Here is a 26,133-nt window from a genome sequence, read left to right on the forward strand (position 1 = left end):
TCTAAGTGAAAATGCAGCCCGCTTTTCATTAAAAAAAGCGGGCTAAAAAGTTACTAATTAATTTTGATGTCAAGGCCTAAGCCCTGAAGTTCCTTAATTAGCACGTTAAACGACTCTGGAACGTTCGGTTCCATTAAATTTTCACCTTTTACTATAGCTTCATATGTTTTGGCACGGCCTGCAACATCATCACTCTTTACTGTCAGTATCTCCTGCAGAATATGGCTTGCTCCGTATCCTTCAAGAGCCCAGACTTCCATTTCACCAAACCTCTGGCCGCCGAACTGAGCCTTGCCGCCAAGAGGCTGCTGTGTAATAAGTGAGTACGGCCCGATGGACCTTGCGTGAATTTTATCGTCAACCATGTGACCCAGCTTAATCATATAGATCTGTCCGCAGGTCACTTTCTGGTGGAACTTTTCACCGCTGCGGCCATCGTAAAGCGTAGCCTTGCTTCCCGGGTCGAGTGCAGTCTTCAGGAGGTAATCCTCTATGTCCTCAACATGTGCACCGTCAAAGATCGGCGTAGCAAACTTAACGCCCAGCTTCTTGCCGGCCCAGCCGAGTGCTGTTTCGTATAACTGACCCAGGTTCATTCGTGAAGGTACACCAAGGGGATTAAGAACTATATCCACCGGAGTACCGTCTTCCAGGAACGGCATGTCTTCCATGGGAACTATCTTGGCTACAACGCCTTTGTTCCCGTGGCGGCCTGCCATTTTATCACCTACTGAAAGCTTTCTCTTCTTGGAGATATAAACTTTTGCAAGCTGTACGATTCCTGGAGGCAGCTCGTCGCCGCTCTGAATTTTGAGCTTCTCCCTCTTATAATCCTCTTCAATATCGTTCAAAATACTGAAGTAATTCTCATATAACTTCTTTATTATATTGTTTGTCTTCTTGGTTTCGAACCAGTCTAAAGCATAATCAAGTTTTGTGACATCTTCCATACCTGAAAAGGTGGATTCCTTAATTAATGCACCATTTCTCATTACTACGCTGCCGTCCAGATCCTTGATACCCGTAGTATTCATGCCGAGAGTGATCTTTGTAAGCTTTTCAACAAGCTTTCCATAGTACTCATCGCGTGTTTTCTTCCAGGCGTTATCGAGATTTTCAAGCTGTTTCTTTTCTGCTTTTCTGGATTCGGCTTCTTTGCGCTTGCGGCTGAAGAGCCTGGTTTTGATAACTGTACCCTTAAGGCCCGGTGTAGCTTTAAGTGAAGCATCCTTTACGTCGCCTGCCTTGTCTCCGAAGATAGCCTTTAAGAGTTTTTCTTCGGGTGTAGGATCGGTTTCGCCCTTAGGAGTTATCTTACCAATCAGTATGTCGCCTTCTTTAACCTCGGCGCCTTCCCTGATTATACCGTTTTCATCCAGGTTTCTGGTAGCTTCTTCCGAAACGTTAGGAATATCTCTTGTAAGTTCTTCCTCGCCTCGTTTGGTTTCGCGAACCTGAAGCTCGAATTCTTCAATATGGAGTGAAGTAAAGATATCCTCTGAGACTACTCTTTCAGAAATTACAATAGCATCCTCAAAGTTATATCCTCTCCATGGCATGAATGCAACCTGTACGTTGCGTCCAAGAGCAAGTTCACCTTTATCAATTGCAGGACCGTCGGCAATAGCCTCCCCTTTTTTAACCCTCTGCCCTTCTTTTACAATCGGCTTCTGGTTAGTGCAGGTTTCCTGGTTCGTACCGGAGAACTTGGTTAATCTATATTGTACTTTTCTTGAATCCTCAAAGCTTGTCAGAGCTTCAACGCTGTTCGGATTCATGTCGTATCTTACTACTATTCGTTCTGCATCCACATATTCAATAACACCGTCATCCTCGGCAGCAATAACTGCGCGCGAATCGAGTGCAAGCTTGCCTTCAAGACCAGTACCTACAATCGGCGATTCCGGCTTTAAGAGCGGAACTGCCTGGCGCTGCATGTTCGAGCCCATGAGTGCACGGTTGGCATCATCATGTTCAAGGAACGGGATGAGAGCCGCAGCAGCACTTACAATCTGTGCCGGAGCAACGTCCATATACTGAATCTGTGTCGGAGGAACCACGGGAAATTCACCCTTGTTCCTGCATTTTACCCTGTCGTTCAGGAAGTTGCCCTGTTCATCTGTTGCAGCATTTGCCTGTGCAATTGTAAATGCGTCTTCCTGGTCGGCGCTCAGGTATTCAACCTCAGGAGTAACCTTTCCACCAACAACCTTCTTGTACGGGGTCTCAAGGAATCCGTACCTGTTAACCCTTGAATATATGGTCAGAGAGGAAATCAGACCGATGTTCGGACCTTCAGGAGTTTCAATCGGGCACAAGCGTCCGTAATGTGAATGGTGAACGTCACGAACCTCAAATCCTGCTCTTTCTCTTGTCAGACCGCCGGGGCCGAGAGCTGAAATTCTTCTCTTATGAGTCAGTTCTGCCAGAGGATTTGTCTGGTCCATGAACTGCGAGAGCTGATTTGTACCGAAGAAAGCGTTAATAACGCTGCTGATTGTTCTTGCATTAACAAGATCCTGCGGCTGGAAGTTCTCGCTGTCGCGCATGTTCATTCTTTCTTTTATAGTACGCGACATTCTTGCAAGACCCACGTTGTACTGCTGGCCGAGCTGTTCGCCAACGGTTCTTACGCGGCGGTTGCCTAAGTGATCTATATCATCAACGGCAAAGTTTCCAACTTTCAGCTTAATTATATACTTCATAATAGCTATTATATCCTCAACAGTAAGGATAGTGATATTTGAAGGTATATTCAGCTGAAGCTTGTCATTCATGCGGAAACGGCCAACTTCACCTAAGTCGTAGCGCTTGTCGTTAAAGAACAGTTTTTCAATTAAGCCCTGAGCTGTTTCCATATCCGGAGCCTCGCCTGAGCGGAGCTGGCGGTAGATGGCAAAAAGTGCTTCCTCCTTTGTACGGGAGGTGTCTTTTTTTAATGTATTTAAGATCAGGTCCTGATCCGGAATGGTCTCGGAACTGATAAGTTTTATCTGGTCAATTGATGAATTCTGAAGTCTTTCTACATCCTCTTCTGTAAGCGCCATATCCTTGCTCAGGAAGATTTCGCCTGTTGTCATATCAAAGACGTCTTCAGCAACAATGCGTCCTGTAAAGCCATCTGCCGTAATATTCTTAACATCTACATTCTCTACCAGGTTAAACAGATCCAATATCTGCTCGTCGGTGGTAAAATCAAGAGCGCGAAGAAGAGTTGTTGCAGGAAATTTCTTTCTGCGATCTATATAAACATATAATATATTATTGATATCTGTTGCAAATTCCACCCAGCTTCCGCGGAACGGAATAATCCTGGCAGAATAAATTGGTGTACCGTTAGGATGGACTGTCTGAGAAAATGCCACGCCAGGAGAACGGTGCAGCTGTGTAACGACAACCCTTTCGGCGCCATTAATGACGAAGGTACCCTTATTTGTCATAAAAGGTAAGTTGCCCAGGTAGACTTCCTGTTCAACTGAGTTAACAAACTCCTGGGTTTCCTGATCTTTTGTAGATAAACGCAGCTTTGCTTTTAAAGGAGCTGAATATGTAAGTCCTCTTTCCTCACACTCAACTATAGAATATCTCGGTTTTTCGATATAATACTCGATAAAATCGAGCCTGTAGAACTCTTTGTTATCTAGGATCGGGAAATTTGCGAGGAAAACAGCCTGCAGGCCTTTGTTTTCTCTTTTCGAGGGGGGGACTTTTGACTGCAGGAATTCTTCAAAAGATTCAATTTGAATATCTAATAAATCAGGGACCTGAATTGTAGAGGGGATACGAGCAAAAGAGATCCTTTTATTATCCAATCTAGCCTCCATTAAATTTTCCTTTCTAAAACGCTATAAAACCAGACTGTACAAAATAATACAAAAGTGACAGGGCGGAGTTCACCACCCGATCACTTTTGTAATCAATAGCGCTATGTTAAATTATGCTTATCTTACTTTACTTCTACGGTAGCTCCAGCTTCCTCGAATTCTTTCTTCAGTTTTTCAGCTTCTTCCTTAGAAACGGCTTCCTTAACAGTCTTAGGAGCACCATCAACTAAATCCTTTGCTTCTTTCAGGCCTAAACCTGTATGAGCGCGGACAACTTTAATGACGTTGATCTTCTTGTCGCCAGCTGCCTGGAGGATAACATCGAATTCTGTCTTTTCTTCAGCAGGAGCAGCGGCAGCACCAGCTGCAGGTGCGGCACCCATCATAACAGGGGCAGCTGCTGTAACACCGAATTCATTTTCGAGTGCTTTCTTTAATTCTGAAGCTTCTAAAAGAGTTAAACCCTTAATTTTGTCAACAAGTTCTGCAATTTTCTCTGACATTGTATATTTCTCCTGATAAATTAATTTCTTTTACAATTTTTAACAGCTGAATTAAGCTGCTTGTTTCTTTTCTATGGCTTCAAGCACGCCAACTATATCTCTCATGACTGCATTTATGGCACCAACAATACCAGAAGCTGGTGAATCCAGGCTGCCAAGTATACCGGCAATGATTTCCGGTTTGGTTGGCAGAGTCGATAATGCGTCAAGCTGCTTTCCATCAAAGAACTGCGATTCAATATAGCAGCCTTTGAGCCCCAGCTTGCCGGAAGCATCAAAATATTTCTTGATGATCTTGGCAGGTGCAGTTGTATTTTCTTTTACAAATGCAGCACCGGTCATGCCGACCAAAAGGTCACCAAGCTTTTCGTATTTTTGTTCTTCCTGCAGAGCTTTCTTGAACAGGGTATTCTTAAAGACTTTATAGCTGATTCCTTCCTTGCGGAAGTCCTTACGGATAGCATTGATATCCGCAACGTTAACCTTGCTGTAATCAACCAGATAGCAAGCGTCCGAACCGCTGATAAATTCTTTAATCTGAGAGATTATTTCCTCTTTTTCTTTTATGTCCATTACTCTCCCAAATCAACTAATTCATAAATAAGTAGAAGCATTTATATTTACTGAGTACGTAATTTCTTATTTTATTGAAGCAACTTCATCGCGTGAAATCTTAAGCCCGGGACCCATTGTTGTAGAGAGATAAAGACTCCTGACGTAAGTTCCCTTTGCCGAAGAAGGTTTCATCTTCATGATAGTGGTCAGAAATGCTCTTGCATTTTCAACCAGCTTATCTTCAGTAAAAGAAACCTTACCGATAGAAGTATGAACAATACCCGTCTTATCAACGCGGAATTCAATCTTACCGGCTTTAACTTCCTTAACGGCTGTTGCAACATCCATCGTCACCGTACCGCTCTTGGGATTTGGCATCAGGCCTTTTGGACCGAGGATTCTTCCCAGTTTGCCGAGATCACCCATTACATCAGGTGTAGCAACGATAACGTCTATATCTGCCCAGCCGCCCTTGATTTTTTCGAGGTAGTCATCGAAGCCTGCATAGTCTGCACCTGCATCGAGTGCCTCCTGAGCCTTGGCACCTTTAGCTACAACCAGCACCCTGACCTCTTTACCGGTTCCGTTAGGCAAGCTAACTGTTCCACGAACCATCTGATCTGCGTGCCTTGGGTCAACGCCCAGGCGTATGGCGCAATCCAGTGATTCGGTAAATTTAACGCTGGAGACTTCCTTAAGTGTCTTTATTGCTTCATCAAGAGAATATTCTTTATTAAGATCAACTTTCTCTTTTATGGCTTTTATTCTTTTTGAAACTTTCATTATTATGTCAACCCTATTTTCCTATTGAGAATCCGACTGTGGCGGATTGCCGTATATTAAATGATTATTCTTCTACGGTAAAACCCATACTGCGGGCTGTTCCTGCAACCATGCTCATAGCCTGTTCAACGTCATTAGCATTCAGGTCAGGCATCTTCATTTCGGCTATTTCGCGAATCTGAGCTTTGGTAACCTTTGCAACCTTTGTCTTGTTGGGTTCAGCCGAACCTTTATCAGCTTTAGCTGCTTTTTTCAAAAGTTCTGCTGCCGGAGGGGTTTTGGTAACAAATGTAAACGATTTATCTGTAAAAACTGTAATAACTACAGGTATAATCAAGCCGCCCTTATCTGCAGTTCTGGCGTTGAACTGTTTACAGAATTCCATAATGTTAACCCCTTTCTGGCCAAGTGCAGGGCCAACCGGAGGTGAAGGATTAGCTTTTCCGGCGGGGATTTGTAACTTAATAAAACCAGCTATTTTTTTTGCCATTGTAAAAACCTACAATTATATTCTCAAACAATTAAAAATTAAAATTACAAGTTCCTATACTTTCAAACTTTAATTCAATAATTTAATTTTTAATTCTAACTTTATTTTTAAAATGATTACTTTTCCAATTCTGCCTGAACAAAATCAATTTCCACAGGGGTCTTACGCCCGAAGATGGAAACCATGACCTTGATCTTCATTTTTTCTTCGTTAACTTCCTGCACATAACCAGAGAAATTATTGAACGGACCGTCGATAATTTTTACAAAATCGCCGGCACGGAATAATGTTTCAAGGCGTTCATTTTCCTGATCCTGTGTAATACGGCCAACAATCCTTTTTACCTCTTCTGGCTGAAGAGGGTTCGGGTTCTTACCAGTCCCAAGGAAACCCATAACAGCAGGCGTGTTAAGGATAAAATCCTTTACCTGGTTGTCTAGGTCTGCCTGGACGAGTATATAGCCCGGGAAAAAGTTTTTGCTTTTGCTCTTCTTTTTGCCGTCTTTTACTTCAAAGACCTTCTCAGTAGGCACAAGGACATCCTGGATCTTAGCCCTAAGCTGATCGTGCTCCTTGAGTTCAGTTTCAAGAAGATTCTTGACTCTGTTCTCCTGGCCTGAAAAAGTCCTGACTACATACCACTTAAATTCCATTGGTACGCCTTAAAATATCCCTTTAAATATTTGTGTAATTGCCATATCAATTAAATAAGTAAATGCGGCAATGATCAAACACACTACAATAACGATAGTTGTTGATTCTTTCAATTCATCTTTTGTGGGCCAGGTAACTTTTTTCATTTCCTTGACCACATCATTAAAAAAATTGATGATTTTTTCTTTCATAACTAAATTTCTCGCCCGGGAACCCGGGATTTCGTTTAAAACTAGTTTTAGCTAATCCTAGCACGTCAGGAGGGACTCGAACCCCCAACCTGCGGTTTTGGAGACCGCTGCTCTGCCAATTGAGCCACTGACGTAAGAATAACTACTTTGTTTCTTTATGAACAGTATGCTTATGATCCCAGCGGCAGTACTTCTTAAATTCTACTCTTCCGGGATGAAGGCGCTTATTCTTGGTTGTAGTGTAATTTCTTCTTTTGCACTCTGTGCATTCAAGTGTTATTATATCTCTCATGGTATTTTCGTGTTAGTTTGAGCTGACGACCGGGATTGAACCGGTGACCTCATCCTTACCAAGGATGTGCTCTACCAACTGAGCTACGTCAGCAGCGTTAAACTTGTAAATAAATTGACAATTAAATTAAAAAGAGCGGGAGACGGGACTCGAACCCGCGACCAACAGCTTGGAAGGCTGTGACTCTAGCCAACTGAGTTACTCCCGCGTTAAATATCCGATTACGAATTTGAACGCAAAAATGTTGATGTTAGGAATTGACATCTTCAATTGTTGGTTGTAAAAACGATTCTTTAACAATCTCCAACGACCAATTTCTGATAGTCAACATTTGGTGGGCGGCGAGGGATTCGAACCCCCAAAGGCGTTTGCCAACGGATTTACAGTCCGCCCCGGCTCTCCAACTCCGGCGTCCGCCCGTATCAAAATGAGAAACAAATATAGCCCTAACTTTTGAAAAAAGCAAGCTTAGGCAAAGAAAATTATTTCAGTTTTTTCCATTTAATAAAATATTTAGAAAAAAACTGGGTTTTAAGGTAATTTTTAATGCACAAATTTAATTCTTCCAGAGCTCTCTGTCAAGTGTGCGGTACTGTATTGCCTCACTGACGTGCTGCGGCTTAATGGAATCCATACCCTCCAGGTCGGCTATTGTACGGCTTACCTTCAGTATCCTGTCGTATGCACGGGCTGAAAGCCCCAGCCTCGACATTGCTTTTCTAAGGACTTCACTTCCTGACGTGTCAAGCCCGCAGAACTGCCTTACCTCGCGCGACCCCATGTCGGCATTTGTGTAAATGTACTTTAACCCTGAAAATCTTTTAAGCTGTATGTCCCTGGCCCTGATTACCCTGCTCCTTATGGACTCTGAGGCCTCCCCTCTCGAGTTATCGGAAAGCTCCTTATACTTTACTGCCGGGACTTCGATGTGAATGTCAATCCTGTCTAAAAGCGGGCCTGAGATCTTTGCCATATAATGCACTATCTGCGGCGGAGCGCACGTGCAGCGCCTTGAGGGATCAGAATAGTATCCGCAGGGACAGGGGTTCATGGCTGCCGCCAGCATAAAGTTAGCCGGAAATTCAATTGACATTTTTGCCCGGCTTACCGTAACACGGCTGTCCTCAAGTGGCTGCCTCAGGACTTCAAGAACGTTCTTCTTAAATTCCGGCAGCTCATCTAAGAACAAAACCCCGTGATGCGCAAAGGAGACTTCCCCGGGCCTCGGAAAAGAACCTCCCCCGACTAAGGCCGCGTCTGAGACCGTGTGGTGCGGGCTTCTGAAGGGGCGGACAGTAACAAGAGCCTTATCGCGCGGCAATATGCCTGCAACAGAATGGATCTTTGTTGTCTCAAGCGCCTCCTCAAAGCTTAAGGGAGGCAGTATTGTGGGGATCCTTTTTGCAAGCATAGTTTTACCCGAGCCTGGAGGGCCTATCATAAGTATATTATGCCCGCCTGCAGCTGCCACTTCAAGAGCCCGCTTGACGTTCTCCTGCCCTTTGACGTCGGAAAAATCTATGTGATACTGATTTACCTGTGAAAATATTGCATCCTTGTCTGTAACCAAAGGACTTTTTTCCATGCTGTCGTTCAGGAGTTTTACCACTTCATCAAGGCTTTCAACAGGAAAAATATCAATGCCGTCAACAATTGAGGCCTCGCGCGCGCAGTCGGAAGGAAGGAGGATTCTTTTAATCCCTTTATTCCTGGCCTCGGCTGCAATGGGAAGTGCCCCTTTCACTGCCCTCAGGCGGCCATCGAGTGCAAGTTCACCTAAGAACACGGTGTCATTAAGCCACCTTTCGTTTATCTCTTCATTTGCCGCAAGAAGCCCCACGGCAATAGGCAGGTCAAATGAGCTCCCCTCTTTTTTAATGTCTGCAGGAGCCAGATTGACAGTAATTTTTCTTGCCGGAAAGTCGAAGCCCGAATTTTTAATTGCGGCCAGCACCCTTTCGCGGCTTTCCTTTACCGCATTGTCCGGAAGGCCGACAATAGTAAAAGCAGGAATCTTCTTTTCAATATGGGTTTCCACTTCAACTAAGAAGGCGTCAATTCCGTAGGTGGCGCTGGAGAGAATTTTCGAGAGCATGACATCTAACCCCTCAAAATGTAGATATGCTCTTACATTATTAATTTATTCTTTTAATGTCAAACTTAAAAAAGAACCTTAAGGGTAAGAACCGTCCTATTTTATTTAATCTTTTCGTTAATGATGAAATAATATTGCTCTCCTGCTGTAACTCCGATAACCGGGCCGGCAATAACCCCGACTAAAGCACCTCCAAGTAATCCTAAAAACCTGCCGCCATTATGGTTTTGAGGGTCTGTTAAATTCCCATATACAATACCTGCTCCAGCTCCGCAGAGAGCGCCGTATGCCAGCCCGGATAGAAAGCCCCCTGCCCTGTCTGTAACCTGTACAGAATAAACACTGCCGGTCTGAACAGATTTGATTTTTCCGTCTGCTATATCCGTCCATGAAGTAGTGTCAGGTCCGATTCTGACGTTATAAACCCTGAAAGGGTCTTTATCCTGCAGCCTGAGCACGGCATACTTGTTCTCACACTCTTCATTGATATTCATGTAATACTCATCTTTAGTCTGTTCTTTTTCAATCTGAGTGGTGCGTGCGCAGCCGGATAATGCCAGAATAAAAAGCATAGCTGCAAGAACTGATTTAGTCATTTTGTTTTCCATTTTTGTATGAGATAATATTCCTTTTAGAGTATATATATTGTGACGGAAGCCGGATTCGGAAAATTAGCAAAATTATATTTAAATTATTTCAATTTCTTGCCATTCCCCTGCTCTATCTATACCGATTTTCCCCCGCAATCTTAAATTGCTTATTAGAATCAAAAGACGTAATTTGAGTATAATTTTTAATGTTTCTTAATCCATAAACAGGAGTAATTCTGATGAAAGTTAAGCCGTTCAAAAACGAACCCATTCAGAACTTTAACGACAAAAGGATCCACGCCAAACAGGTGGAGGCTCTTGAAGCCGTTTGCAAAAAATTAGGCAAAACCTATGAGATAATGATTGGAGGAAAGAAGGTAAAAACTGAAAGCAAGCTTAATTCCTATAACCCTTCAAATAAGGACGAGATCGTAGCTTCGTTCTATAAGGGCACAAAGGAACTTGCCGACAGGGCAATCAGAGAAGCTGCAAAAAAATTCGAACAGTGGAAGCTTACCCCTGCAGAAGAAAGAGCAGCAATACTCTTCAGGGCAGCTGAAATAGCAAAAAGAAGAAGGTTTGAAATAAATGCATGGATGATCTATGAAGCCGGAAAAAACTTTGTTGAGGCTGACGCCGACACGGCAGAAGCAATTGACTTCATGGAATTCTACGCCCGCGAAATGCTCCGCTACGCCGAAAAGCAGCCTATTACTCCTATAAAGGGTGAAGAAAATGAACTGGTTTATATCCCTCTTGGCGTAGGCGTTGTCGTTCCGCCTTGGAACTTCCCCTTTGCAATCTTAGTCGGCATGTCTTCGGCCGCAATTGTAACAGGAAACACAGTTGTTCTTAAGCCTTCAAGCGATACTCCTATGATGGGTAGGCTTTATTATGAAATCATGCAGGAAGCAGGCCTTCCGGCAGGTGTGCTTAACTTCCTCCCCGGCTCAGGCGGAGAAGTAGGCGACACTCTGGTTTCACACCCCCTGACACGTTTTGTTTCCTTTACAGGCTCAATGGAAGTAGGTATTCATATCAATCAGCTCGCTGCCGGGGTTCAGCCCGGACAGAAATGGCTTAAGAGAGTTGTTGCCGAAATGGGCGGAAAGGACTCAATTATTGTCGACAGCGAAACCAACGTTGACGAAGCCGTTAAAGGCGTTGTAACTTCAGCCTTCGGCTTCCAGGGACAAAAATGCTCAGCATGCTCAAGAGCTATTGTTGATTCTAAAGTTTATAACGAATTTGTTTCAAAGCTGAAAGACGCGGTTTCAAAGCTCCAGGTAGGCCCTGCTACAGATAACGTTGCCATGGGTCCTGTAATTAATGAATCGGCCAGAAAAAACATCCTTTCCTACATTGAAGCCGGCAAAAAAGAAGGCAAGCTTCTCGTTGGCGGCGGAGCTTCAGACGGAAACGGATTCTTTATTAAGCCGACTGTTATTGTTGACGTAAAACCGGATGCAAAAATCTCAAAAGAAGAGATCTTCGGACCTGTTCTTGCCGTAATTAAAGCCCGTAATTTCGATAACGCACTTGAAATTGCAAACAATACACAGTACGGCCTTACAGGCGCGGTCTACACAGACAACCGCGAAAAACTTGAAAAGGCAAGAAAGCACTTCTTCGTTGGCAACCTTTATTTCAACAGGAAATGCACAGGTGCAATGGTTGGCGGCCATCCTTTCGGCGGCTTTAACATGTCAGGCACCGATAGCAAGGCAGGCGGAAGGGACTATCTGCTCCTTTTCATGCAGGCCAAGGCTATCAGCGAAAAAATTTAGTTCTTTACATTATTTAGTTTTTTACAGTATTAGTTCTCTTTTACCTTAGTTCTCTTTAACACTTGAAATAACAGATTATGCGGCGGCTTTTCCCTTAAGAATCAATTCTTTAGGAGAAGCCGCTTTATAAAAAAATCTTATTCAACCGAGGGAAAACAGATGAAAATTCATGAGTATCAGGCAAAAGAAATTTTTCGTAAGTTCAACGTTCCTGTTCCAAAAGGGAAAGTTGCTTTTTCAGTAGAAGAAGCCGTAGAGGCTGCCCGGGAAATTGGCGGCAGCGTCTGGGTCGTCAAGGCACAGATCCACGCAGGCGGCCGCGGCAAGGGCGGCGGCGTAAAGCTGGCTAAAAGCCTGGATGAAGTTAAGGAACTGGCCGGCCAGATCCTTGGTATGACGCTCGTTACACACCAGACAGGCCCCGAAGGCAAGCTCGTAAAACGCCTTCTTATTGAACAGGGCGTTAATATAGACAAAGAGCTCTATGTCGGCATTACACTCGACCGCGCAAAGTCAAAAGATACCATTATGGTTTCAACCGAAGGGGGCGTTGAAATTGAGAAGGTTGCAGCGGAAACTCCAGAGAAAATACTGAAAGAAACCGTTGATCCCGAAGTAGGACTGCAGCCCTACCAGGCAAGAAAACTCGCCTTCGGACTCGGGCTTTCGGGCCTTCAGAACAAAAATGCAGTTAAGTTCCTTACCTCGCTCTATAAGGTTTATCAGGCAACTGACGCTTCCCTTGCCGAGATCAACCCTCTGGTTGTGACAAAAGAAGGCGAGGTTATTGCACTCGACGCTAAAATGAATTTTGACGACAATGCCCTCTTCCGCCACCCTGATATTGTGGAATACAGGGACCTGGATGAGGAAGACCAGCTTGAAATTGAAGCCTCAAAGTTCAACCTCAACTATATTAAGCTCGACGGCAACGTTGGCTGTATGGTTAACGGAGCAGGCCTTGCAATGGCTACAATGGATATTATTAAGCTTGCCGGCGGTGAACCGGCTAATTTCCTGGACGTCGGCGGTACGGCAAACAAGGAAACAGTTGCAAACGGCTTCAAGATCATTCTGTCGGATCCTAATGTTAAGGCCATACTTATAAACATCTTCGGCGGTATTGTCAGATGCGACCGTGTGGCTCAGGGCGTAATTGACGCTGTAAATGAAATTCACGTGGAAGTGCCTATTGTTGTGCGCCTTGAAGGTACAAACGCCCGTGAGGCAGGCGAACTGCTTCAAAAGTCAGGCCTGAATTTTGAAGTAGCCAAAAGCCTCAGGGAGGCCGCAGAAAAAGTAACCGCGGTACTGCACTAAAACACACTGAAAAGCTGTAAAACAGGCAAAAAAACAAGTATATTCCACAAAATATATTTCAAAAACTTCACCAAAGGCGGAACTATCCGCCTTTCTTTTTGATTTATCATATTACATTCCGGGCATAATTAATTACTTATTATTACGGAAAGTTATCTTGCAGTTTAATTGCTCATTATGTTATATTTCAACTTGATTTTGAGCAGACAGAATAATAGATTTTCACCTAAGGTAAACTGGAGTTAGAATGAATTATTCCGATGATAAATTCGGAAACAGTGGCGATGATTATTTCTTTGATGAAAAAGAGCTGAAGGAAAAGATTGAAAAATACAGAAACCTTATAGCTGAAGGGGCCATTTTCATTTACATGGAATCAATTGAGGAGCTCATTGAGGCATGCCTGGACTACGACTATACCGAAGACGGGCTCTATTTTACGAATGCTCTGCTGGAAATTGCTCCTTATAATTCAGAACTGTGGCAGTTTAAGGGAATTTTCCTGAATAATTCCTTTGAGTTCGATGAAGCCTATAACTGCTTCAACCGGGCATTGTCCATGAATCCGAATGATGCTGAAACTCTTATTAATAAAGCTATGGCTGAAGACAATTTAGGCCTTGTCGAAGAAGCCATGGAGTCTCTTGAAACGGCACTCAGATTTGAACCCGGGAACGAGGAAGCTCATTTTTCGCTGGGCGTCATTTATGAAAGAGACGAAAAATATGATCTGGCCATCAGTCACTTTAAAAAAGCAGTCGAAGCTGACCCCGAATACGGCGAGGCTTTCTATGAACTGGGATACTGCTATGAGGATACAGGAAATTACGAAAAATCACTTGAAGCATATAACAAATTCCTGGATCTTGAACCCTACAGCGTAACCGGCTGGTATAACCGCGGAATTATTCAGATCCGAATGAGTAACTATAAGGAAGCTGTGGATAATTTTGAACTTGCGCTCGCACTTAAAGAAGATTTCTGCAATGCATGGTTCAATATGGGGATCGCTCTTGCCAACCTGGGACAGCTGACCGAGGCCCTGGAGGCCTTCCAGAAGGCTGCCGGACTTGACAAGACTGATGAAGCTATTTTCTTCAATATCGGACAGATCTATGAGGAACTCGACGACCTTGAAGGGGCAATTAATAATTACACCGAAGCAATAAAGTGTAAAAGCGATTACTTTGAGGCTTTTCTGGCCAGAGGATTCTGCTTTAGCAGCCTGGGCAGACTTCACATGGCGCTCAAGGATTACAATACTGCCATAAAACTCAACGACTCTTCACCGGACGCATGGATTGCAAAGGGCGATCTGGACCTTTCCTTAGGCAAACTGGACGAGGCGGCTGAAAGCTATAAAAGCGCCCTTTCAACCGATCCGGAAAATTACCAGATCTGGTTCAAACTGGCTGAAATCGATCTTGAGATCGGCAACTGGACTGAAGGCATGACGGCATATAACGAATGCATTAAGCTTAATCCTTCAGACGCAAACTCGTATTACGGCAAGGCAAAGGTAAATTTCATACTGAGCAAGACTCAGGAAGCTATCGAATGCCTTAAGAATGCCTTCAGGCTTGATCCTTCAATTAAGAAGGAGTTTGCAAAGGAATATCCTGAAATAAAGGCTTCCAAACTGTTTAGAAAATTACTCGACGAAAACTAATACATCTATTAAATACACTTTATGACATCATACAACAAATTCAATCTGGAGACACAGATTATCGGCATCATCGGCCATCCGATCAGACATACTTATTCACCGCTGATGCACAATATATCATTTGAACTGAAAAACCTGAATTACATATATCTTCCTTTTGACGTGCCTTTTAATACGCTTAAGGCTGCAATAAACGGCATGGTGGCACTCGGCATCAAGGGGTTCAATATAACACTCCCCCACAAGGAAAACATCATTCAGTACCTGAAAAATGTTTCTGAAGAGGCCAGCGTCATTGGAGCCGTTAATACAGTCGTAAACGACAGCGGTACACTAAGCGGCTATAATACAGACGTCTACGGCATTACAGAATCGCTTATGCCGTATAAGGACGAGCTTATGGGTGCAGATAACGTCACCGTCGTCGGCGCCGGCGGAGCGGCTAGAAGCGCAGTCTACGCCCTCATAAGAAACTTCCGCCCGAAGAATATAAACATTATTAACAGGACTGACCAGAAAGCTGAAAGCCTCAAGGAATACTTCTACTCCAAGATGCATTTTAGCAATATCTGCTCATATGAACTTGTACCTTTTGACCTTGTGGATGTGTTCAAAGATTCCAAACTTATAATCAATGCCACATCCGTCGGCATGAGCCCTAATGTTGATGATGCTATTACAACAATCCCGCAGTCGTTTACTAAAGGACAGATAGTTTTTGATTTTGTATACAATCCGCTTCAGACAAAGCTCCTGCGTATTGCTGAAATTGAAGGCGCTACGGTTATTGACGGGCTTAAGATGCTGGTCTATCAGGGAGCAAAATCCTTTGAACTCTGGACCGGAGAGGAGATGCCTGTTGAACAGATACTAAAAGCCTTAAAGCTCTACATTTCCACGAACTGAACTATAGGCAGTTAAATTTAATAAAAGCGGATCACTTCTGATCCGCTTTTTTCATATAAATTTATGGCTACTTTAATTTTCCCAGTGCCGAAATAATTCTGTCCACCCCTTCAACAATGTTTTCCATGGAAGTAGAGTAAGAAATCCTGATGTGGTCGTCACTTCCGAAGGCTATGCCCGGCACTACAGCCACTTTGGCTTTTTCAAGAATATAAAGCGCCATATCGCTTGAACTGTTAACTGTGTGCCCGTTAAAACTTTTACCGTAAAAAGAAGACAGGTCAGGAAAAATATAAAAAGCTCCCGAGGGTCTGGTAGATCTGACACCCGGAACCGAAATGAGCTTTTCGTAAATATAATCCCTTCTTCTTTTGAATTCCTTATTCATAACCTTTATCGTATCCTGTGGCCCGCTTAAGGCTGCAATGCCGGCATACTGTGAGACTGAAGAAGCCCCCGATGTGCTGTGGCTTTGTATTTTGGATGCACCTGTTATAATTTCCCTCCGGCAGGCGGCATAACCTATTCTCCAGCCTGTCATGGCGTACGACTTTGAAAGGCCGTTTACAACGGCTGTAAGCGATTTCAGTTCAGGACTTACCGAAGCCATGCTGGCAAAGGGGATATCGTCATAAATCAGCTTTTCATATACCTCATCCGAAATGACAAATATGTTCTTCTCTTTTATTACTTCACCCAGGGCTTCAAGTTCCTTTTCTGTATAAACAAGACCAGTGGGGTTGGATGGCGAGCATAGTATGAGCGCTTTTGTCTTTTCATTTATGGCGTCTAACAGGGCATCAGGCATAAGCTTAAAGCCGTCTTCAGCTTTTGTCTGGACTGTAACCGGCTTTCCGCCCGCAATTTTAACCATTTCAGGGTATGAAACATAATATGGAGCCGGTATCAATACCTCGTCCCCCTCTTCAACCAGCGTCATAACCACATTAAAGAGAGCCTGCTTTGCACCGTTGGAGACCAGTATCTCTTTTGGGTCATACTCCAGGTTATTTTCACGTTTCAGCTTTTCAGCAATTGCAATCCGGAGCTCAAGCATTCCCTCATTAACAGTGTACTTTGTAAAGTTATTGTCGATGCCTATTCTTGCAGCTTCTTTTATATGCTCCGGTGTCGGAAAATCGGGCTCACCTACGCTGAAGTCCACCAGGTCGGCACCTTCGGCTTTTAGTTGTATGGCCTTAGCCGCCACTTTCATTGTTGGTGAGGCCGCAATTTTTTTTATACGTTCTGAGATCAATTTAATTCCGTCCTTTATTTCTGTCTGTGAAGAGATAAAAATATTTAAATTACTCTAATTGTTCAATTCTTTAATTACTCATTGAAGAAAAAAAATCCCCCTTTTCCGCATTTAAGGAAAAGAGGGATCAGACAGGTAAAAGATCTTTCTAACTTTTTAAGCTTGCTGAAGGTGTGAGAGTCTCACGGGACCGGCACTAATTACCTCGTGAGTGCAGCCGTTTTGAAAGAGCTTGAAGTTTTCAATAAACCTGGCTGCAAGCGCGTCGTACTTTTTCCAGTATTCATTCTTGTCGCCCCATGAGTTTGAGGGTTCAAGCACGTCTTCGGGAACATCCGGGCATGTAAGAGGCACCTCGAATCCGAAAAGCTTATCCCTGCGGTATTCAACGTCGCAGAGCTTTCCTTCCAGGGCTGCATTAAGCAGGTTACGCGTATGGCGTATGCTTATGCGTTTCCCAACGCCGAAGCGTCCTCCCACCCAGCCGGTATTAACCAGCCAGCAGTTGACGTTGTGCTTTAACATCCTTTGCTTTAACATTTCGGCATATTCAAACGGATGCCGCACCATGAAAGGTGCCCCGAAGCATGCGCTGAACGTAATCTGCGGCTCAATTCCTAAGCCTATCTCGGTGCCTGCAATTTTTGAGGTGTAGCCGCTTATAAAGTGGTACTGTGCCTGTTCAGGGTTCAGCCTTGCAATTGGCGGCATAACACCCGAGGCATCGCAGGTAAGGAATATGATGTTCTTTGGATGCGAGCGGACCATCTTTTCAGGCACAACGTTCGGAATAAATTCCAGCGGGTAGGAAGCACGTGTGTTTTCCGTAATATGGTCGTCGTTAAGATCTATCATGCGCGAGACGGGATCGTAGACAACGTTTTCCAGTATTGTGCCGAAGCGTTTTGTGCATGCATGAATCTCCGGCTCATGGTCAGGCGACAGCCTTATTACCTTGGCGTAGCACCCGCTTTCAAAGTTAAAGACACCCTCCCGGCTCCAGCCGTGCTCGTCGTCTCCAATAAGCCTTCTTTTCGGGTCGGCTGAAAGAGTGGTTTTACCCGTGCCGGAAAGACCGAAAAATATTGCAACGTCCCCCTCTTTACCCACGTTTGCCGAACAGTGCATCGGAAGCACGTCACGGAATGTAAGAAGGAAATTCAGGACTGTAAAAACAGACTTCTTTATCTCCCCGCCATAAAGCGAGTTTGCAATAATGCATATCCTTTCCGAAAAATTAAGTATTATTGCCGTTTCCGAACGCGTGCCGTCAATAATAGGATCCACCTTAAAGCCCGGCACGGCAATTACCGTAAACTCAGGCACAAAGTTCTTTAAGACGTTCTGGTCCGGCGTAGTTATGAACATATTGCGAGCAAAAAGGCTGTGCCAGGCTTTTTCAGTAACAATTCTTACCGGAAGCCGGTACTCAGGGTCGGCTCCTGCGTAGCAGTCCTGCACAAAAAGCTCTTCACCCTGTGCCCATGCCTGAAAACGGTTAAAAAGAGAGTTGAACTTTTCAAGGCTGAAGGGGCGGTTATAAATTCCCCACCAGATCTTTTCTTCTGTTGATTCTTCCTTTACTATAAACTTATCTGCCGCGGCACGCGCAGTATGTTTACCCGTATTTACAAGAAGAGGCCCTCCTTTTGAAAGGTGCCCTTCATTTCTGAATATAATTTCTTCATATAAAGCCGGTTCAGGAAGATTCCAGTAAACCCTGTCAAGATAGTTAATACCCTGGTTTTTCAGCCTGAAATCCGAGGCCAGTTCCATTGCTTCTTTGCTTGCCGGGGTGTTAAATTCTAAATATTTACTCATGACCAGTCCCTCACTAATTTACGGTCGCCAATATATAATTCATTTGGTGAATTGGGATCCAGAGCCCACTTCATGCGTTCAATGCCTTCTGTTATATCCTTTATCGTACCGCAGTATGAAAGCCTGAGGTAGCCCTCAAGACCGAATTCAGCACCGGGAACGGTTAAGACCTGTACCTTATCGATCAGAAATTCCGAGAGCTTGTTTGAGCTTTTCATATAATGGCTGAAATCTGCAAAGCAGTAGAATGTGCCGTCGGGCTTTGTTACTCTAACACCCTCAAAAGAGTTCAGCTGATCGATCATTACGTTGCGGTTGTTTTCAAGCGTGCATCTTAGGCTTTCGACGCTGGACTGTACGCCGTTAAGCGCGCCTACGGCTGCCTGCTGTAGGACAACGGAAGGGCCTGAAGTCTGGTGCCCCTGTATATTTGTCATTGCCTCAATTAGCTTCTTGCTTCCAACAGCCCAGCCGATCCTGAAGCCTGTCATGGCGTACTGCTTTGAAATTCCGTTTATAACAATGAGCTTTGAATTTTCAGTCAGGTCCTTTGCGTAATCGTAGCAGCTGAGGGGCTTTCTGTTGTCGAAAATGAGGCGGTGGTAGATGTCATCCATAATAAGGTAAAGGTCGCGTCTTTCGCAGAAGTCCACTATGTCCGCTATAAATTCTTCTGTATACATGACGCCCGTAGGATTATTCGGGCTGTTGATAATAACGGCTTTTGTGTAGGAACCAACTCTCTGTTCAATATCCTGTATTGTGGGGTAAAATGTCCCGTCCTCGGGCAGTGCCGGAACGCCTATAGCTCCGCAGAGCTTGGCCATTTCAGGGTAACTCACCCAGTAAGGGGCAGGATAAATTACTTCTTCCTGGGGGTTTAGAATTGCCTGCAGTGCCACCATTATAGCCTGTTTGGCGCCGCCTGAGGCCATAACGTTAAGAGGTGAAACTTTTCTGTGGTAAAATTCTTCGGTATAGCGAATAACTGCTTTCTTTAAGGCAGGAATACCATCGGCCGGGGTATACCTGACTTCACCTGAATTAAGGTTAGCTACGGCTGAAAGCAAGGCATCCATGGGAGCTTTGCTCTTGGGCTCGCCTCCGCCCAGGTGGATTACCGGATCACCCTTCTCTCTTAATATGGCAGCTTTCTCATTAAGCTTAAGAGTAGGTGAAGCCGAAATAGTTCTGGCAATTTGACTTAGACTCATTGAACACCCTTTGTTTATTTATAAAGAAAACTCACGAGTGCAATTTATTACTGCCTTCACTTTCCAAGCGGCTTTTTTGCTTTTAGATTTTTCCGGGATTTTTTTGAACCCTGGTGTGAGAGCAATACTACTAAAGAACAAATTAATTTAAGAACAAATTTTTGAGAACAGTAGTCCATGTAGAAAAGCCATGATATAATGTCAGCCGAATTTTTCCCTTAAAGCCCTGGCTACATTTGCCGGAACAAAATCGCTGACGTCACTCTTCAGGCTTGCAAGATTGCGTATGATCGAAGAATTCAGATAGGTGTATTTTTCGTGAGGCATGAGAAATATGGTTGATATGTTGCCATCTAGTTTGCGGTTCATTAGAGCCATCTGAAATTCATACTCAAAATCGCTCACGGCGCGGAGGCCTCTTATAATACCAATTGCGCCTACATTTTTTGCATGTTCAACCGTCAGGCCGTCAAAGGAATCAATATCCACATTGGGAAATTCCTTCAGGCTTTCCCTCAGCATTTCAATCCTTTCCTCTACTGTAAAAAGAGGGGTCAGTTTATTCGGATTCCGCGCAATTGTAACTATTACGCTGTCAAAGAGCTCGCAGGCTCTTTTAATTATATCTACATGCCCGAATGTAACGGGATCAAATGTGCCGGGGTAAATTACTTTTTTCATTATCTCACACAGGAATTATTTTCATCTGCCCTACAATTATAAGAACTTAATTCATGCAAGGCAAGCGCTATAAAAAGAAAGGTTCGAAGTTCAAAGTTCGCGGTTGAAAAGCCACGGCCTTTCAGGCCGTGGACCGGGAGATCCACTCTCTCCCCTTGGGGCTTCAGCCCCCGATTCTCTCATGGATTTTTATTCTTCGGCGGGGTTCTGGAAACTGTATAAAAGCGTATCCCCAATTCGCTTAAAGGGTTCAATGCCGAAATTCTTTATGTCGTTATCCTTTGTCTGTATGGAACGCTCAATTATAATCAGGCCCTCTTCAGCCAAAAAACCGTTCTTTAAGAGGTTCTTTACTACAAGATGTATGTCATCCTTAAAAAAGGGGGGATCGGCAAGAATTAAATCGTACTTAGCATGCTCCGACATCGTGGAAAACCTTACGGCTTCCATCTTGAAAATCTTGTAAGGGAAATCCCCCTTCATAGATTTTATGTTATCCTCCAGGATCTTATAGATCGGGAAATTCTTTTCTATGAAGTGCACTTCACTTGCTCCGCGGCTTACAGACTCAAGCCCCAAAGCGCCTGAACCGGCATAAATATCAAGCACCCGTATCCCCTCAAAATCAACGCGGTTATTAAGAAGATTAAAAAGCGTCTCCCTTACCCTGTCGGTAGTAGGACGCGTAAACTTTGAATCTGGAGCCTTAAGCGTTCTGCCCCTGAATTGTCCTGAAATTATCCTCATATACTTAAACCAGCCTGAATGCTATTCCGGCAGCAGGAGAAAAAGAGTTGGCTCTTTCTGTAAATGCGCGGCTTTCGAAAACTTCGGGGTTAACTTTTATCTCCTCAAAAGGGTTAAAACGGTTAAATTCTATGTTCAGGGCTTTCACTGCCCTTTCAAGAAGTGAGTCGGCTATATTGTCCCCGGAAATATATGCCCTCGAAATCGAGGCCGGGTTGATCTTCATGGCCCTGCCTGCTTCCAACTCCTCAGAAAGCCTGGGCAGTATTTCTCCGGCATTTAAGACGGGTACAATGTTAAAATAGATCGGCTTGCCCTTAAAAAGAAAAGTCACGCTGAGCGATTCCCCTGCAATATATACGCTTAAGACAACTTCCCTGTCGGTAAAAGAAGTGTTAAGGGAAATAATCCTGTCTGAGGCAATATGTGCATTGTCCACAAATTTAAGCTTCAGGCCGTTCTTAAGGCAGAAATTATTTAACAGCTTGAGGTACTTCCTGTATGTGGCAACAACAATGGCTGAAGAGGAAATTTTTTTATTGTCGTCAACCTTAATGCTCTGAACCACCATCTCCTCCCTCGAAGATTTAGGAAAAAGCGTTGCCAGCTCCCACTTGAATTCTTCAAGCATATCTGCCTGAACAAGCGTGTTTTCATAAGGGAGCCTTACGACGTGAAAAAGGCTGTTGGGAAGCGTAAAAGATACCATTTTGTTCTTTAAGGGGTGGCGCATTACTAGCTCATCAAAGGCGCCCTGTAGCGTTGCAATTATCCGGGGCTCCCTGGCATTTAAGTCAAGGAACTCACTGAAGTATTCCTCATCGGCATTTTCAACAATAAACTCCTCATCAGAGTAATTTACTTCAACCAACTGCATTTTTGCGTTGGTGAGGTTTATTCCTGCATGGTTCTGAAATCCCGGCATTTTTACTCCCCGTCTTTTGCCCCAAAGTCAGAAGACGAAAATTTTATTATGAAGCTCTATTTTACAAAAATATATTTTCTGATCTTACTCATTTTGGCAGGCCCTATCCCTTTTACTTCCAGGAGCTCTTCCGGGGATTTGAACCTTCCTTTCAGGTTTCTAAGTTCTATGATTTTACCGGCTGTTTTCTCTCCAATGCCGGGCAGCTTCATTAAATCGCTCACACTGGCATTGTTTACGTCTATGCTGTTTTCTTCAGCCAGGACCTTCTTTCTGAAAGAAACCTTCTCCGGCTCCAAAACCGTGTTTTTAAGAATGCGGCCGGTTTCTTTAGCTTTAACTGGAGGCTTTATCTCCCCTTCTTCCACAGTCGAGTCACCCGCCGCCAGAAAAACACTGTCGCTGGCAGAATAATCAAAATCCCTGTAGGGGGCGGGACTTTCATTAAATGAATACTTCAAAAAAAGTCCTGCCAGAAATATTCCCGTCAGGGATGTTATTACAATAAATTCAGTCCGCGTAAAACCCAGCCGGTTAGCGGTTTTCCTGAATTGCATTTTAGTTTTTATTTATCTGATACTTTTATGTTAGGCATTTCAGCCAGTTCTTTCAAAAGCTCCTTTTCCTTCGAATTCACCTTGCCCGGAACGTGTATATTGATCCTTACAAGCTCGTCGCCTGCGCCGTGGCGGTTCAGGTGCTGAACTCCCTTTTCGCGCATCTTGAGAAACTTTCCGGGCTGCGTACCGGCATCGATCTTAAGTTTTGCCTTCCCGTTTAATGTCGGCACCTCGGCTTCAGTTCCAAGAACGACCTGCGGATAGCTTAAGTAAAGCTCGTAAATAATGTCGTCGCCTTCGCGTATAAAATAGTCGTGAGGCATTTCCTCAAATACAACAATTATGTTACCCGTCTGCCCGTTTCTTTTTCCGGCATTTCCCTCGCCTCTCATCGTCATATAGCTTCCCGTTGTAACGCCTGCCGGGACGTTGACCTTTATGGTTTCTTCGCCATAGACCCTTCCGTCGCCCGAGCAGTTCTTGCACGGGCTGTCAATTACTGTACCTTCGCCGTCGCAGTTGGCACATGCTGTAATATTTACAAACTGTCCGAATACAGACCTTGAGACGTTTCTTACCTCACCGCTTCCGTTACACACGGGGCAGGTTTTTACAGAAGTCCCCCCCTTGGCGCCGGTTCCGCTGCATACGTCGCATTTCACATATTTTTTAATCTTAATTTTCTTTGTTACGCCGGTTGCAATTTCTTCAAGCGTAAGTTTCAGTACAACCTTCAGGTCAGATCCCGGAGTACCGGTTCCTCTTCTCCTTCCTCTGGTCTGTTGGCCTGAGGTGCCGAAGAAGTCGTCAAAAATTCCGCCTCCGCCGCCTCCGGCGAAGCCGCCGCCGAAAATGTCCGAGAAGTGGGAGAATATGTCGTTTATATTGCTGAAGCCCTCGAAGTCCTGTGCCCCGCCGCCGCCTCTTAAGCCGCTGTGGCCGAAGCGGTCGTATTTTGCCTTCTTCTCATCATTGCTTAAAACCTCGTAGGCCTCTGCAGCTTCCTTAAATTTTTCCTCTGCCTCCTTATCATCCGGGTTTCTGTCGGGATGATACTGCATTGCAAGCTTTCTGTAGGCCTTTTTTATGTCATCTTTTGAAGCATTTTTATCTACACCCAATACTTCATAATAATCTCTTTTATCCATGTTCTGTATTTTACCTTTTAGAATTTCCTATGTGTGTATAAAATTAACGGATCCTCAATTTCCCTCTGGCCGGCTCTGCCGGTTAAAAATCACTCCCCCGGAGAAAGAGCAACAGCCGAACAAAAAGTGCGCGCTATTTAGTTTCCGCCGAAGAATTTTCATCACTTACAATTACCTTAGCGTGGCGGATAACCTTATCCTTATAAATGTAGCCCGGTTCCACAACTTCAATTACAGTATGCGGCGCAATGCCCGGAACATTCTGCTGAAGAAGAGCCTCATGAAAGTTGAAGTCGAAAGGCTTTCCTTTGGCGTCTATTTTCTTTACACCCTGCTCTTCTAAAACCTTGCTGAACTTATTAAGAACCATGTTGAGCCCTTCCTTGATTGCATCGACATTATTGGCATCCTTTGCATGGGCCAGTGACCTTTCAAGGTCGTCGTAGACGGGAAGGATTTTAACAATGAAAGACTCCGCGGCGTACTTTAGCCAGTTGAGCTGTTCCTGCTCGGTTCTTCTTTTATAATTTTCAAATTCAGCGGCTCTTCTAAGAAGCTTATCTTTAAGTTCTGCAACCTCTTTGGTCAGGTTTTCACTTTCCTCTCTTAAGGCCTTAAATTCCGTGCTTTCAACTATAGCCTGCGCCAGCTGTTCTGCAGTTACATTATCGGCGCTATTGGCATTTTGATTAGCACCCTTTATATCCTGCTCACCCTTTTCCTCGTGAACATTCTTCGGAGCGCTGCCTTTTGTGCCCCGTTCAACTTTAATCTGGTGCGATTCATTTTCCCTGTTTTTCTCTTCTTTTTTGTCCTTCATTATCTTCTCCCTTTCAATTTTTATTTATTGCAATGCTTCCGCTTTATTTATTCCCCTTTTTCATGTACTCGGAGAGTACTTCAGCCACGTAGACAATGGAGGCAATCATCTTTGAATACTGCATCCTCCTTGGTCCTACGATGCCTATTGTGCCGGAAACATCGCCGATTGTATAATCTTTAGTAATTAGACTGTAGTCAGTCAGCCTTTCAGATTCATTTTCACTGCCGATTTTAATAACGAGGTCATTTTCAGAACTTACTTTATTGTTGAGTATATGAACAATGACATCCTTATCCTCAATAAGTTCAATGACGCTCTGGAAGAGCTCGTGCTTTTCAAATTCAGGCTGCCTTAATATATTTTTTGCGCCCGTAATAATTGCCCTGTCTGAGCGTTCAAACCCTGTAAAAATTCTGTCCGCGGAATCCAGGAATACCCTTATTATCGGCCTGTAATTTTCACTTATATCCCTGAATCTTTCCCCAATTGTACGCTTGATCTCAGAAAGCGTAAGCCCCGAGAGGCGTTCGTTTAATAGCCTCTGCACGGCCTCAATATGGTCGCCGTTAAACTCTGCGTTAATTTCAAGAGTAATGGTTTTTACAAGTCCGCTCTTAATGCTTACAACTACAAGAATGCGGGAGGATGTTAACTGTACGATCTGAAGCTTTTCCAGCCTCCCTGTATCCAGCTTGGGATAAGTAACCATCGCGAGCTGGTTGGTAATATCGCTCAACAGTGCAGAAGTTACCTGAATCAGGTCGTCAGTCTCCTGCATGAACATTTTGAGCTCGCGCATAATGGTTTCCTTCTCCTCTTCCTTAAGGAGCGGAGGTTCCATAAGGCTGTTGACAAAGAAGCGGTACCCTTTATCTGTTGGAACGCGCCCGGCAGAGGTATGAGGATGGTTAAGATATCCGGCCTCTTCCAGGTCAGCCATTATGTTCCTGATGGTTGCTGAGGAAAGCCCAAGACCGTATTGTTTTGTAAGATTACTTGAGCCCACCGGATTAGCAGTCAAAACAAACTGCTGTATAATATTCCTCAAAATTGTCTTTTCTCTGTCACTTAGTTCTATCGGTTCCATGTCCATGCACTGATTGAATTTACTTACCAATTCATTTTTTCAAATTTAAATATATTAAAAAAAACGGAATTTTTCACGAAACAGGGGTGTGTGTGAATTGACTGTGACCGCCTGAGCCGCTCTGCACCAATGGACATAAAGCTTTCCCTAAAACCCCCAGGAAATGTGCAAAGTCAAGTTCCCCTGAATTTTTTGCAGGTAAATAAAAAG

Annotated in this window: 24 protein-coding genes and 4 tRNA genes; 4 read left to right on the plus strand and 24 right to left on the minus strand. The window is 44.1% G+C overall.

The annotated features are described in order from the left end of the window. Nucleotides 1-53 precede the first annotated feature (53 nt). From rpoB to HF312_14990, 14 genes are all read right to left on the minus strand, one after another. A complete protein-coding gene (rpoB, locus tag HF312_14925) occupies nucleotides 54-3,824 on the minus strand; it encodes a DNA-directed RNA polymerase subunit beta (protein MCU7521513.1) in 3,771 nt (1,256 codons plus the stop codon). A 122-nt stretch (nucleotides 3,825-3,946) separates the two neighbouring features. Then, nucleotides 3,947-4,327, minus strand: a complete 381-nt coding sequence (gene rplL / locus HF312_14930; GenBank protein MCU7521514.1) for a 50S ribosomal protein L7/L12 — start codon at nucleotides 4,325-4,327, stop codon at nucleotides 3,947-3,949. A 51-nt stretch (nucleotides 4,328-4,378) separates the two neighbouring features. After that, entirely contained in the window at nucleotides 4,379-4,900 is a 522-nt protein-coding gene (locus tag HF312_14935; protein MCU7521515.1) for a 50S ribosomal protein L10, read from the minus strand. 66 nt (nucleotides 4,901-4,966) lie between these two features. After that, nucleotides 4,967-5,665, minus strand: coding sequence for a 50S ribosomal protein L1 (locus tag HF312_14940; protein ID MCU7521516.1), 699 nt, complete (start codon nucleotides 5,663-5,665; stop codon nucleotides 4,967-4,969). A 64-nt stretch (nucleotides 5,666-5,729) separates the two neighbouring features. Continuing rightward, a complete protein-coding gene (rplK, locus tag HF312_14945; GenBank protein MCU7521517.1) occupies nucleotides 5,730-6,155 on the minus strand; it encodes a 50S ribosomal protein L11 in 426 nt (141 codons plus the stop codon). A 116-nt stretch (nucleotides 6,156-6,271) separates the two neighbouring features. Continuing rightward, nucleotides 6,272-6,808, minus strand: a complete 537-nt coding sequence (gene nusG / locus HF312_14950) for a transcription termination/antitermination factor NusG (protein ID MCU7521518.1) — start codon at nucleotides 6,806-6,808, stop codon at nucleotides 6,272-6,274. Between the two features lie 9 nt (nucleotides 6,809-6,817). Further along, the gene (gene secE / locus HF312_14955) at nucleotides 6,818-7,000 is read right to left on the minus strand and encodes a preprotein translocase subunit SecE (protein ID MCU7521519.1); all 183 of its coding nucleotides are present in this window, start codon (nucleotides 6,998-7,000) and stop codon (nucleotides 6,818-6,820) included. A gap of 61 nt (nucleotides 7,001-7,061) precedes the next feature. Then, nucleotides 7,062-7,134: transfer RNA gene (locus tag HF312_14960), tRNA-Trp, on the minus strand. A gap of 8 nt (nucleotides 7,135-7,142) precedes the next feature. Continuing rightward, nucleotides 7,143-7,292, minus strand: a complete 150-nt coding sequence (rpmG, locus tag HF312_14965; GenBank protein MCU7521520.1) for a 50S ribosomal protein L33 — start codon at nucleotides 7,290-7,292, stop codon at nucleotides 7,143-7,145. A 20-nt stretch (nucleotides 7,293-7,312) separates the two neighbouring features. After that, a tRNA-Thr gene (locus HF312_14970) sits at nucleotides 7,313-7,385 on the minus strand. Nucleotides 7,386-7,426: 41 nt separating this feature from the next. Next, a tRNA-Gly gene (locus tag HF312_14975) sits at nucleotides 7,427-7,500 on the minus strand. A gap of 124 nt (nucleotides 7,501-7,624) precedes the next feature. Continuing rightward, nucleotides 7,625-7,711: transfer RNA gene (locus HF312_14980), tRNA-Tyr, on the minus strand. Nucleotides 7,712-7,848: 137 nt separating this feature from the next. Beyond that, entirely contained in the window at nucleotides 7,849-9,387 is a 1,539-nt protein-coding gene (locus HF312_14985; protein ID MCU7521521.1) for a YifB family Mg chelatase-like AAA ATPase, read from the minus strand. Between the two features lie 101 nt (nucleotides 9,388-9,488). After that, nucleotides 9,489-9,983 (minus strand): hypothetical protein, encoded by a 495-nt coding sequence (locus HF312_14990; GenBank protein MCU7521522.1) that lies wholly within the window; start codon nucleotides 9,981-9,983, stop codon nucleotides 9,489-9,491. A gap of 233 nt (nucleotides 9,984-10,216) precedes the next feature. Between HF312_14990 and pruA the strand changes: the two genes are divergently transcribed. From pruA to aroE, 4 genes are all read left to right on the plus strand, one after another. Continuing rightward, nucleotides 10,217-11,764: an L-glutamate gamma-semialdehyde dehydrogenase gene (gene pruA / locus HF312_14995; GenBank protein MCU7521523.1), complete on the plus strand. Its 1,548-nt coding sequence runs from the start codon at nucleotides 10,217-10,219 to the stop codon at nucleotides 11,762-11,764. Nucleotides 11,765-11,923: 159 nt separating this feature from the next. Beyond that, a complete protein-coding gene (gene sucC, locus HF312_15000; GenBank protein MCU7521524.1) occupies nucleotides 11,924-13,084 on the plus strand; it encodes an ADP-forming succinate--CoA ligase subunit beta in 1,161 nt (386 codons plus the stop codon). Nucleotides 13,085-13,331: 247 nt separating this feature from the next. Then, on the plus strand, nucleotides 13,332-14,753 hold the full coding sequence (locus HF312_15005; protein MCU7521525.1) for a tetratricopeptide repeat protein: 1,422 nt from the start codon (nucleotides 13,332-13,334) through the stop codon (nucleotides 14,751-14,753). Between the two features lie 21 nt (nucleotides 14,754-14,774). Next, entirely contained in the window at nucleotides 14,775-15,659 is an 885-nt protein-coding gene (gene aroE, locus HF312_15010) for a shikimate dehydrogenase (protein MCU7521526.1), read from the plus strand. A 67-nt stretch (nucleotides 15,660-15,726) separates the two neighbouring features. On the opposite strand, the gene HF312_15015 is transcribed toward aroE, so the two are convergent. The 10 genes from HF312_15015 to hrcA form a co-directional block, all read right to left on the minus strand. Next, nucleotides 15,727-16,875, minus strand: a complete 1,149-nt coding sequence (locus tag HF312_15015; GenBank protein MCU7521527.1) for a pyridoxal phosphate-dependent aminotransferase — start codon at nucleotides 16,873-16,875, stop codon at nucleotides 15,727-15,729. 198 nt (nucleotides 16,876-17,073) lie between these two features. After that, on the minus strand, nucleotides 17,074-18,738 hold the full coding sequence (gene pckA / locus HF312_15020) for a phosphoenolpyruvate carboxykinase (ATP) (GenBank protein MCU7521528.1): 1,665 nt from the start codon (nucleotides 18,736-18,738) through the stop codon (nucleotides 17,074-17,076). Then, nucleotides 18,735-19,952, minus strand: coding sequence for a pyridoxal phosphate-dependent aminotransferase (locus HF312_15025; protein MCU7521529.1), 1,218 nt, complete (start codon nucleotides 19,950-19,952; stop codon nucleotides 18,735-18,737). Before HF312_15025 ends, pckA begins: the two co-directional genes overlap by 4 nt. Nucleotides 19,953-20,153: 201 nt before the next feature. Then, nucleotides 20,154-20,633 carry a pantetheine-phosphate adenylyltransferase gene (coaD, locus tag HF312_15030; protein ID MCU7521530.1) on the minus strand — a complete coding sequence of 160 codons (480 nt, stop codon included), beginning with the start codon at nucleotides 20,631-20,633 and terminating at the stop codon, nucleotides 20,154-20,156. Nucleotides 20,634-20,822: 189 nt separating this feature from the next. After that, complete coding sequence (gene rsmD, locus HF312_15035) at nucleotides 20,823-21,380, minus strand: 16S rRNA (guanine(966)-N(2))-methyltransferase RsmD (protein MCU7521531.1); 558 nt, start codon at nucleotides 21,378-21,380, stop codon at nucleotides 20,823-20,825. 4 nt (nucleotides 21,381-21,384) lie between these two features. Continuing rightward, on the minus strand, nucleotides 21,385-22,305 hold the full coding sequence (locus HF312_15040; GenBank protein ID MCU7521532.1) for a hypothetical protein: 921 nt from the start codon (nucleotides 22,303-22,305) through the stop codon (nucleotides 21,385-21,387). A gap of 56 nt (nucleotides 22,306-22,361) precedes the next feature. Next, complete coding sequence (locus HF312_15045; GenBank protein MCU7521533.1) at nucleotides 22,362-22,766, minus strand: helix-hairpin-helix domain-containing protein; 405 nt, start codon at nucleotides 22,764-22,766, stop codon at nucleotides 22,362-22,364. Between the two features lie 104 nt (nucleotides 22,767-22,870). After that, entirely contained in the window at nucleotides 22,871-24,013 is a 1,143-nt protein-coding gene (gene dnaJ, locus HF312_15050) for a molecular chaperone DnaJ (protein ID MCU7521534.1), read from the minus strand. A gap of 133 nt (nucleotides 24,014-24,146) precedes the next feature. Then, entirely contained in the window at nucleotides 24,147-24,833 is a 687-nt protein-coding gene (gene grpE / locus HF312_15055; protein MCU7521535.1) for a nucleotide exchange factor GrpE, read from the minus strand. Nucleotides 24,834-24,876: 43 nt separating this feature from the next. Beyond that, nucleotides 24,877-25,929, minus strand: coding sequence for a heat-inducible transcription repressor HrcA (gene hrcA / locus HF312_15060; GenBank protein ID MCU7521536.1), 1,053 nt, complete (start codon nucleotides 25,927-25,929; stop codon nucleotides 24,877-24,879). Between the last annotated feature and the right edge of the window lie 204 nt (nucleotides 25,930-26,133).

It is taken from the genome of Ignavibacteria bacterium (genome assembly GCA_025612375.1).
Taxonomy (GTDB): domain Bacteria; phylum Bacteroidota; class Ignavibacteria; order Ignavibacteriales; family SURF-24; genus JAAXKN01.

What these genes read in the sequence shown, in the direction of transcription:
- rpoB (MCU7521513.1), bottom strand. Translation starts at nt 3,824, where the DNA reads ATGGAGGCTAGATTGGATAATAAAAGGATCTCTTTTGCTCGTATCCCC.
- rplL (MCU7521514.1), bottom strand. Translation starts at nt 4,327, where the DNA reads ATGTCAGAGAAAATTGCAGAACTTGTTGACAAAATTAAGGGTTTAACT.
- HF312_14935 (MCU7521515.1), bottom strand. Translation starts at nt 4,900, where the DNA reads ATGGACATAAAAGAAAAAGAGGAAATAATCTCTCAGATTAAAGAATTT.
- HF312_14940 (MCU7521516.1), bottom strand. Translation starts at nt 5,665, where the DNA reads ATGAAAGTTTCAAAAAGAATAAAAGCCATAAAAGAGAAAGTTGATCTT.
- rplK (MCU7521517.1), bottom strand. Translation starts at nt 6,155, where the DNA reads ATGGCAAAAAAAATAGCTGGTTTTATTAAGTTACAAATCCCCGCCGGA.
- nusG (MCU7521518.1), bottom strand. Translation starts at nt 6,808, where the DNA reads ATGGAATTTAAGTGGTATGTAGTCAGGACTTTTTCAGGCCAGGAGAAC.
- secE (MCU7521519.1), bottom strand. Translation starts at nt 7,000, where the DNA reads ATGAAAGAAAAAATCATCAATTTTTTTAATGATGTGGTCAAGGAAATG.
- rpmG (MCU7521520.1), bottom strand. Translation starts at nt 7,292, where the DNA reads ATGAGAGATATAATAACACTTGAATGCACAGAGTGCAAAAGAAGAAAT.
- HF312_14985 (MCU7521521.1), bottom strand. Translation starts at nt 9,387, where the DNA reads ATGCTCTCGAAAATTCTCTCCAGCGCCACCTACGGAATTGACGCCTTC.
- HF312_14990 (MCU7521522.1), bottom strand. Translation starts at nt 9,983, where the DNA reads ATGACTAAATCAGTTCTTGCAGCTATGCTTTTTATTCTGGCATTATCC.
- pruA (MCU7521523.1), top strand. Translation starts at nt 10,217, where the DNA reads ATGAAAGTTAAGCCGTTCAAAAACGAACCCATTCAGAACTTTAACGAC.
- sucC (MCU7521524.1), top strand. Translation starts at nt 11,924, where the DNA reads ATGAAAATTCATGAGTATCAGGCAAAAGAAATTTTTCGTAAGTTCAAC.
- HF312_15005 (MCU7521525.1), top strand. Translation starts at nt 13,332, where the DNA reads ATGAATTATTCCGATGATAAATTCGGAAACAGTGGCGATGATTATTTC.
- aroE (MCU7521526.1), top strand. Translation starts at nt 14,775, where the DNA reads ATGACATCATACAACAAATTCAATCTGGAGACACAGATTATCGGCATC.
- HF312_15015 (MCU7521527.1), bottom strand. Translation starts at nt 16,875, where the DNA reads ATGAAAGTGGCGGCTAAGGCCATACAACTAAAAGCCGAAGGTGCCGAC.
- pckA (MCU7521528.1), bottom strand. Translation starts at nt 18,738, where the DNA reads ATGAGTAAATATTTAGAATTTAACACCCCGGCAAGCAAAGAAGCAATG.
- HF312_15025 (MCU7521529.1), bottom strand. Translation starts at nt 19,952, where the DNA reads ATGAGTCTAAGTCAAATTGCCAGAACTATTTCGGCTTCACCTACTCTT.
- coaD (MCU7521530.1), bottom strand. Translation starts at nt 20,633, where the DNA reads ATGAAAAAAGTAATTTACCCCGGCACATTTGATCCCGTTACATTCGGG.
- rsmD (MCU7521531.1), bottom strand. Translation starts at nt 21,380, where the DNA reads ATGAGGATAATTTCAGGACAATTCAGGGGCAGAACGCTTAAGGCTCCA.
- HF312_15040 (MCU7521532.1), bottom strand. Translation starts at nt 22,305, where the DNA reads ATGCCGGGATTTCAGAACCATGCAGGAATAAACCTCACCAACGCAAAA.
- dnaJ (MCU7521534.1), bottom strand. Translation starts at nt 24,013, where the DNA reads ATGGATAAAAGAGATTATTATGAAGTATTGGGTGTAGATAAAAATGCT.
- grpE (MCU7521535.1), bottom strand. Translation starts at nt 24,833, where the DNA reads ATGAAGGACAAAAAAGAAGAGAAAAACAGGGAAAATGAATCGCACCAG.
- hrcA (MCU7521536.1), bottom strand. Translation starts at nt 25,929, where the DNA reads ATGGACATGGAACCGATAGAACTAAGTGACAGAGAAAAGACAATTTTG.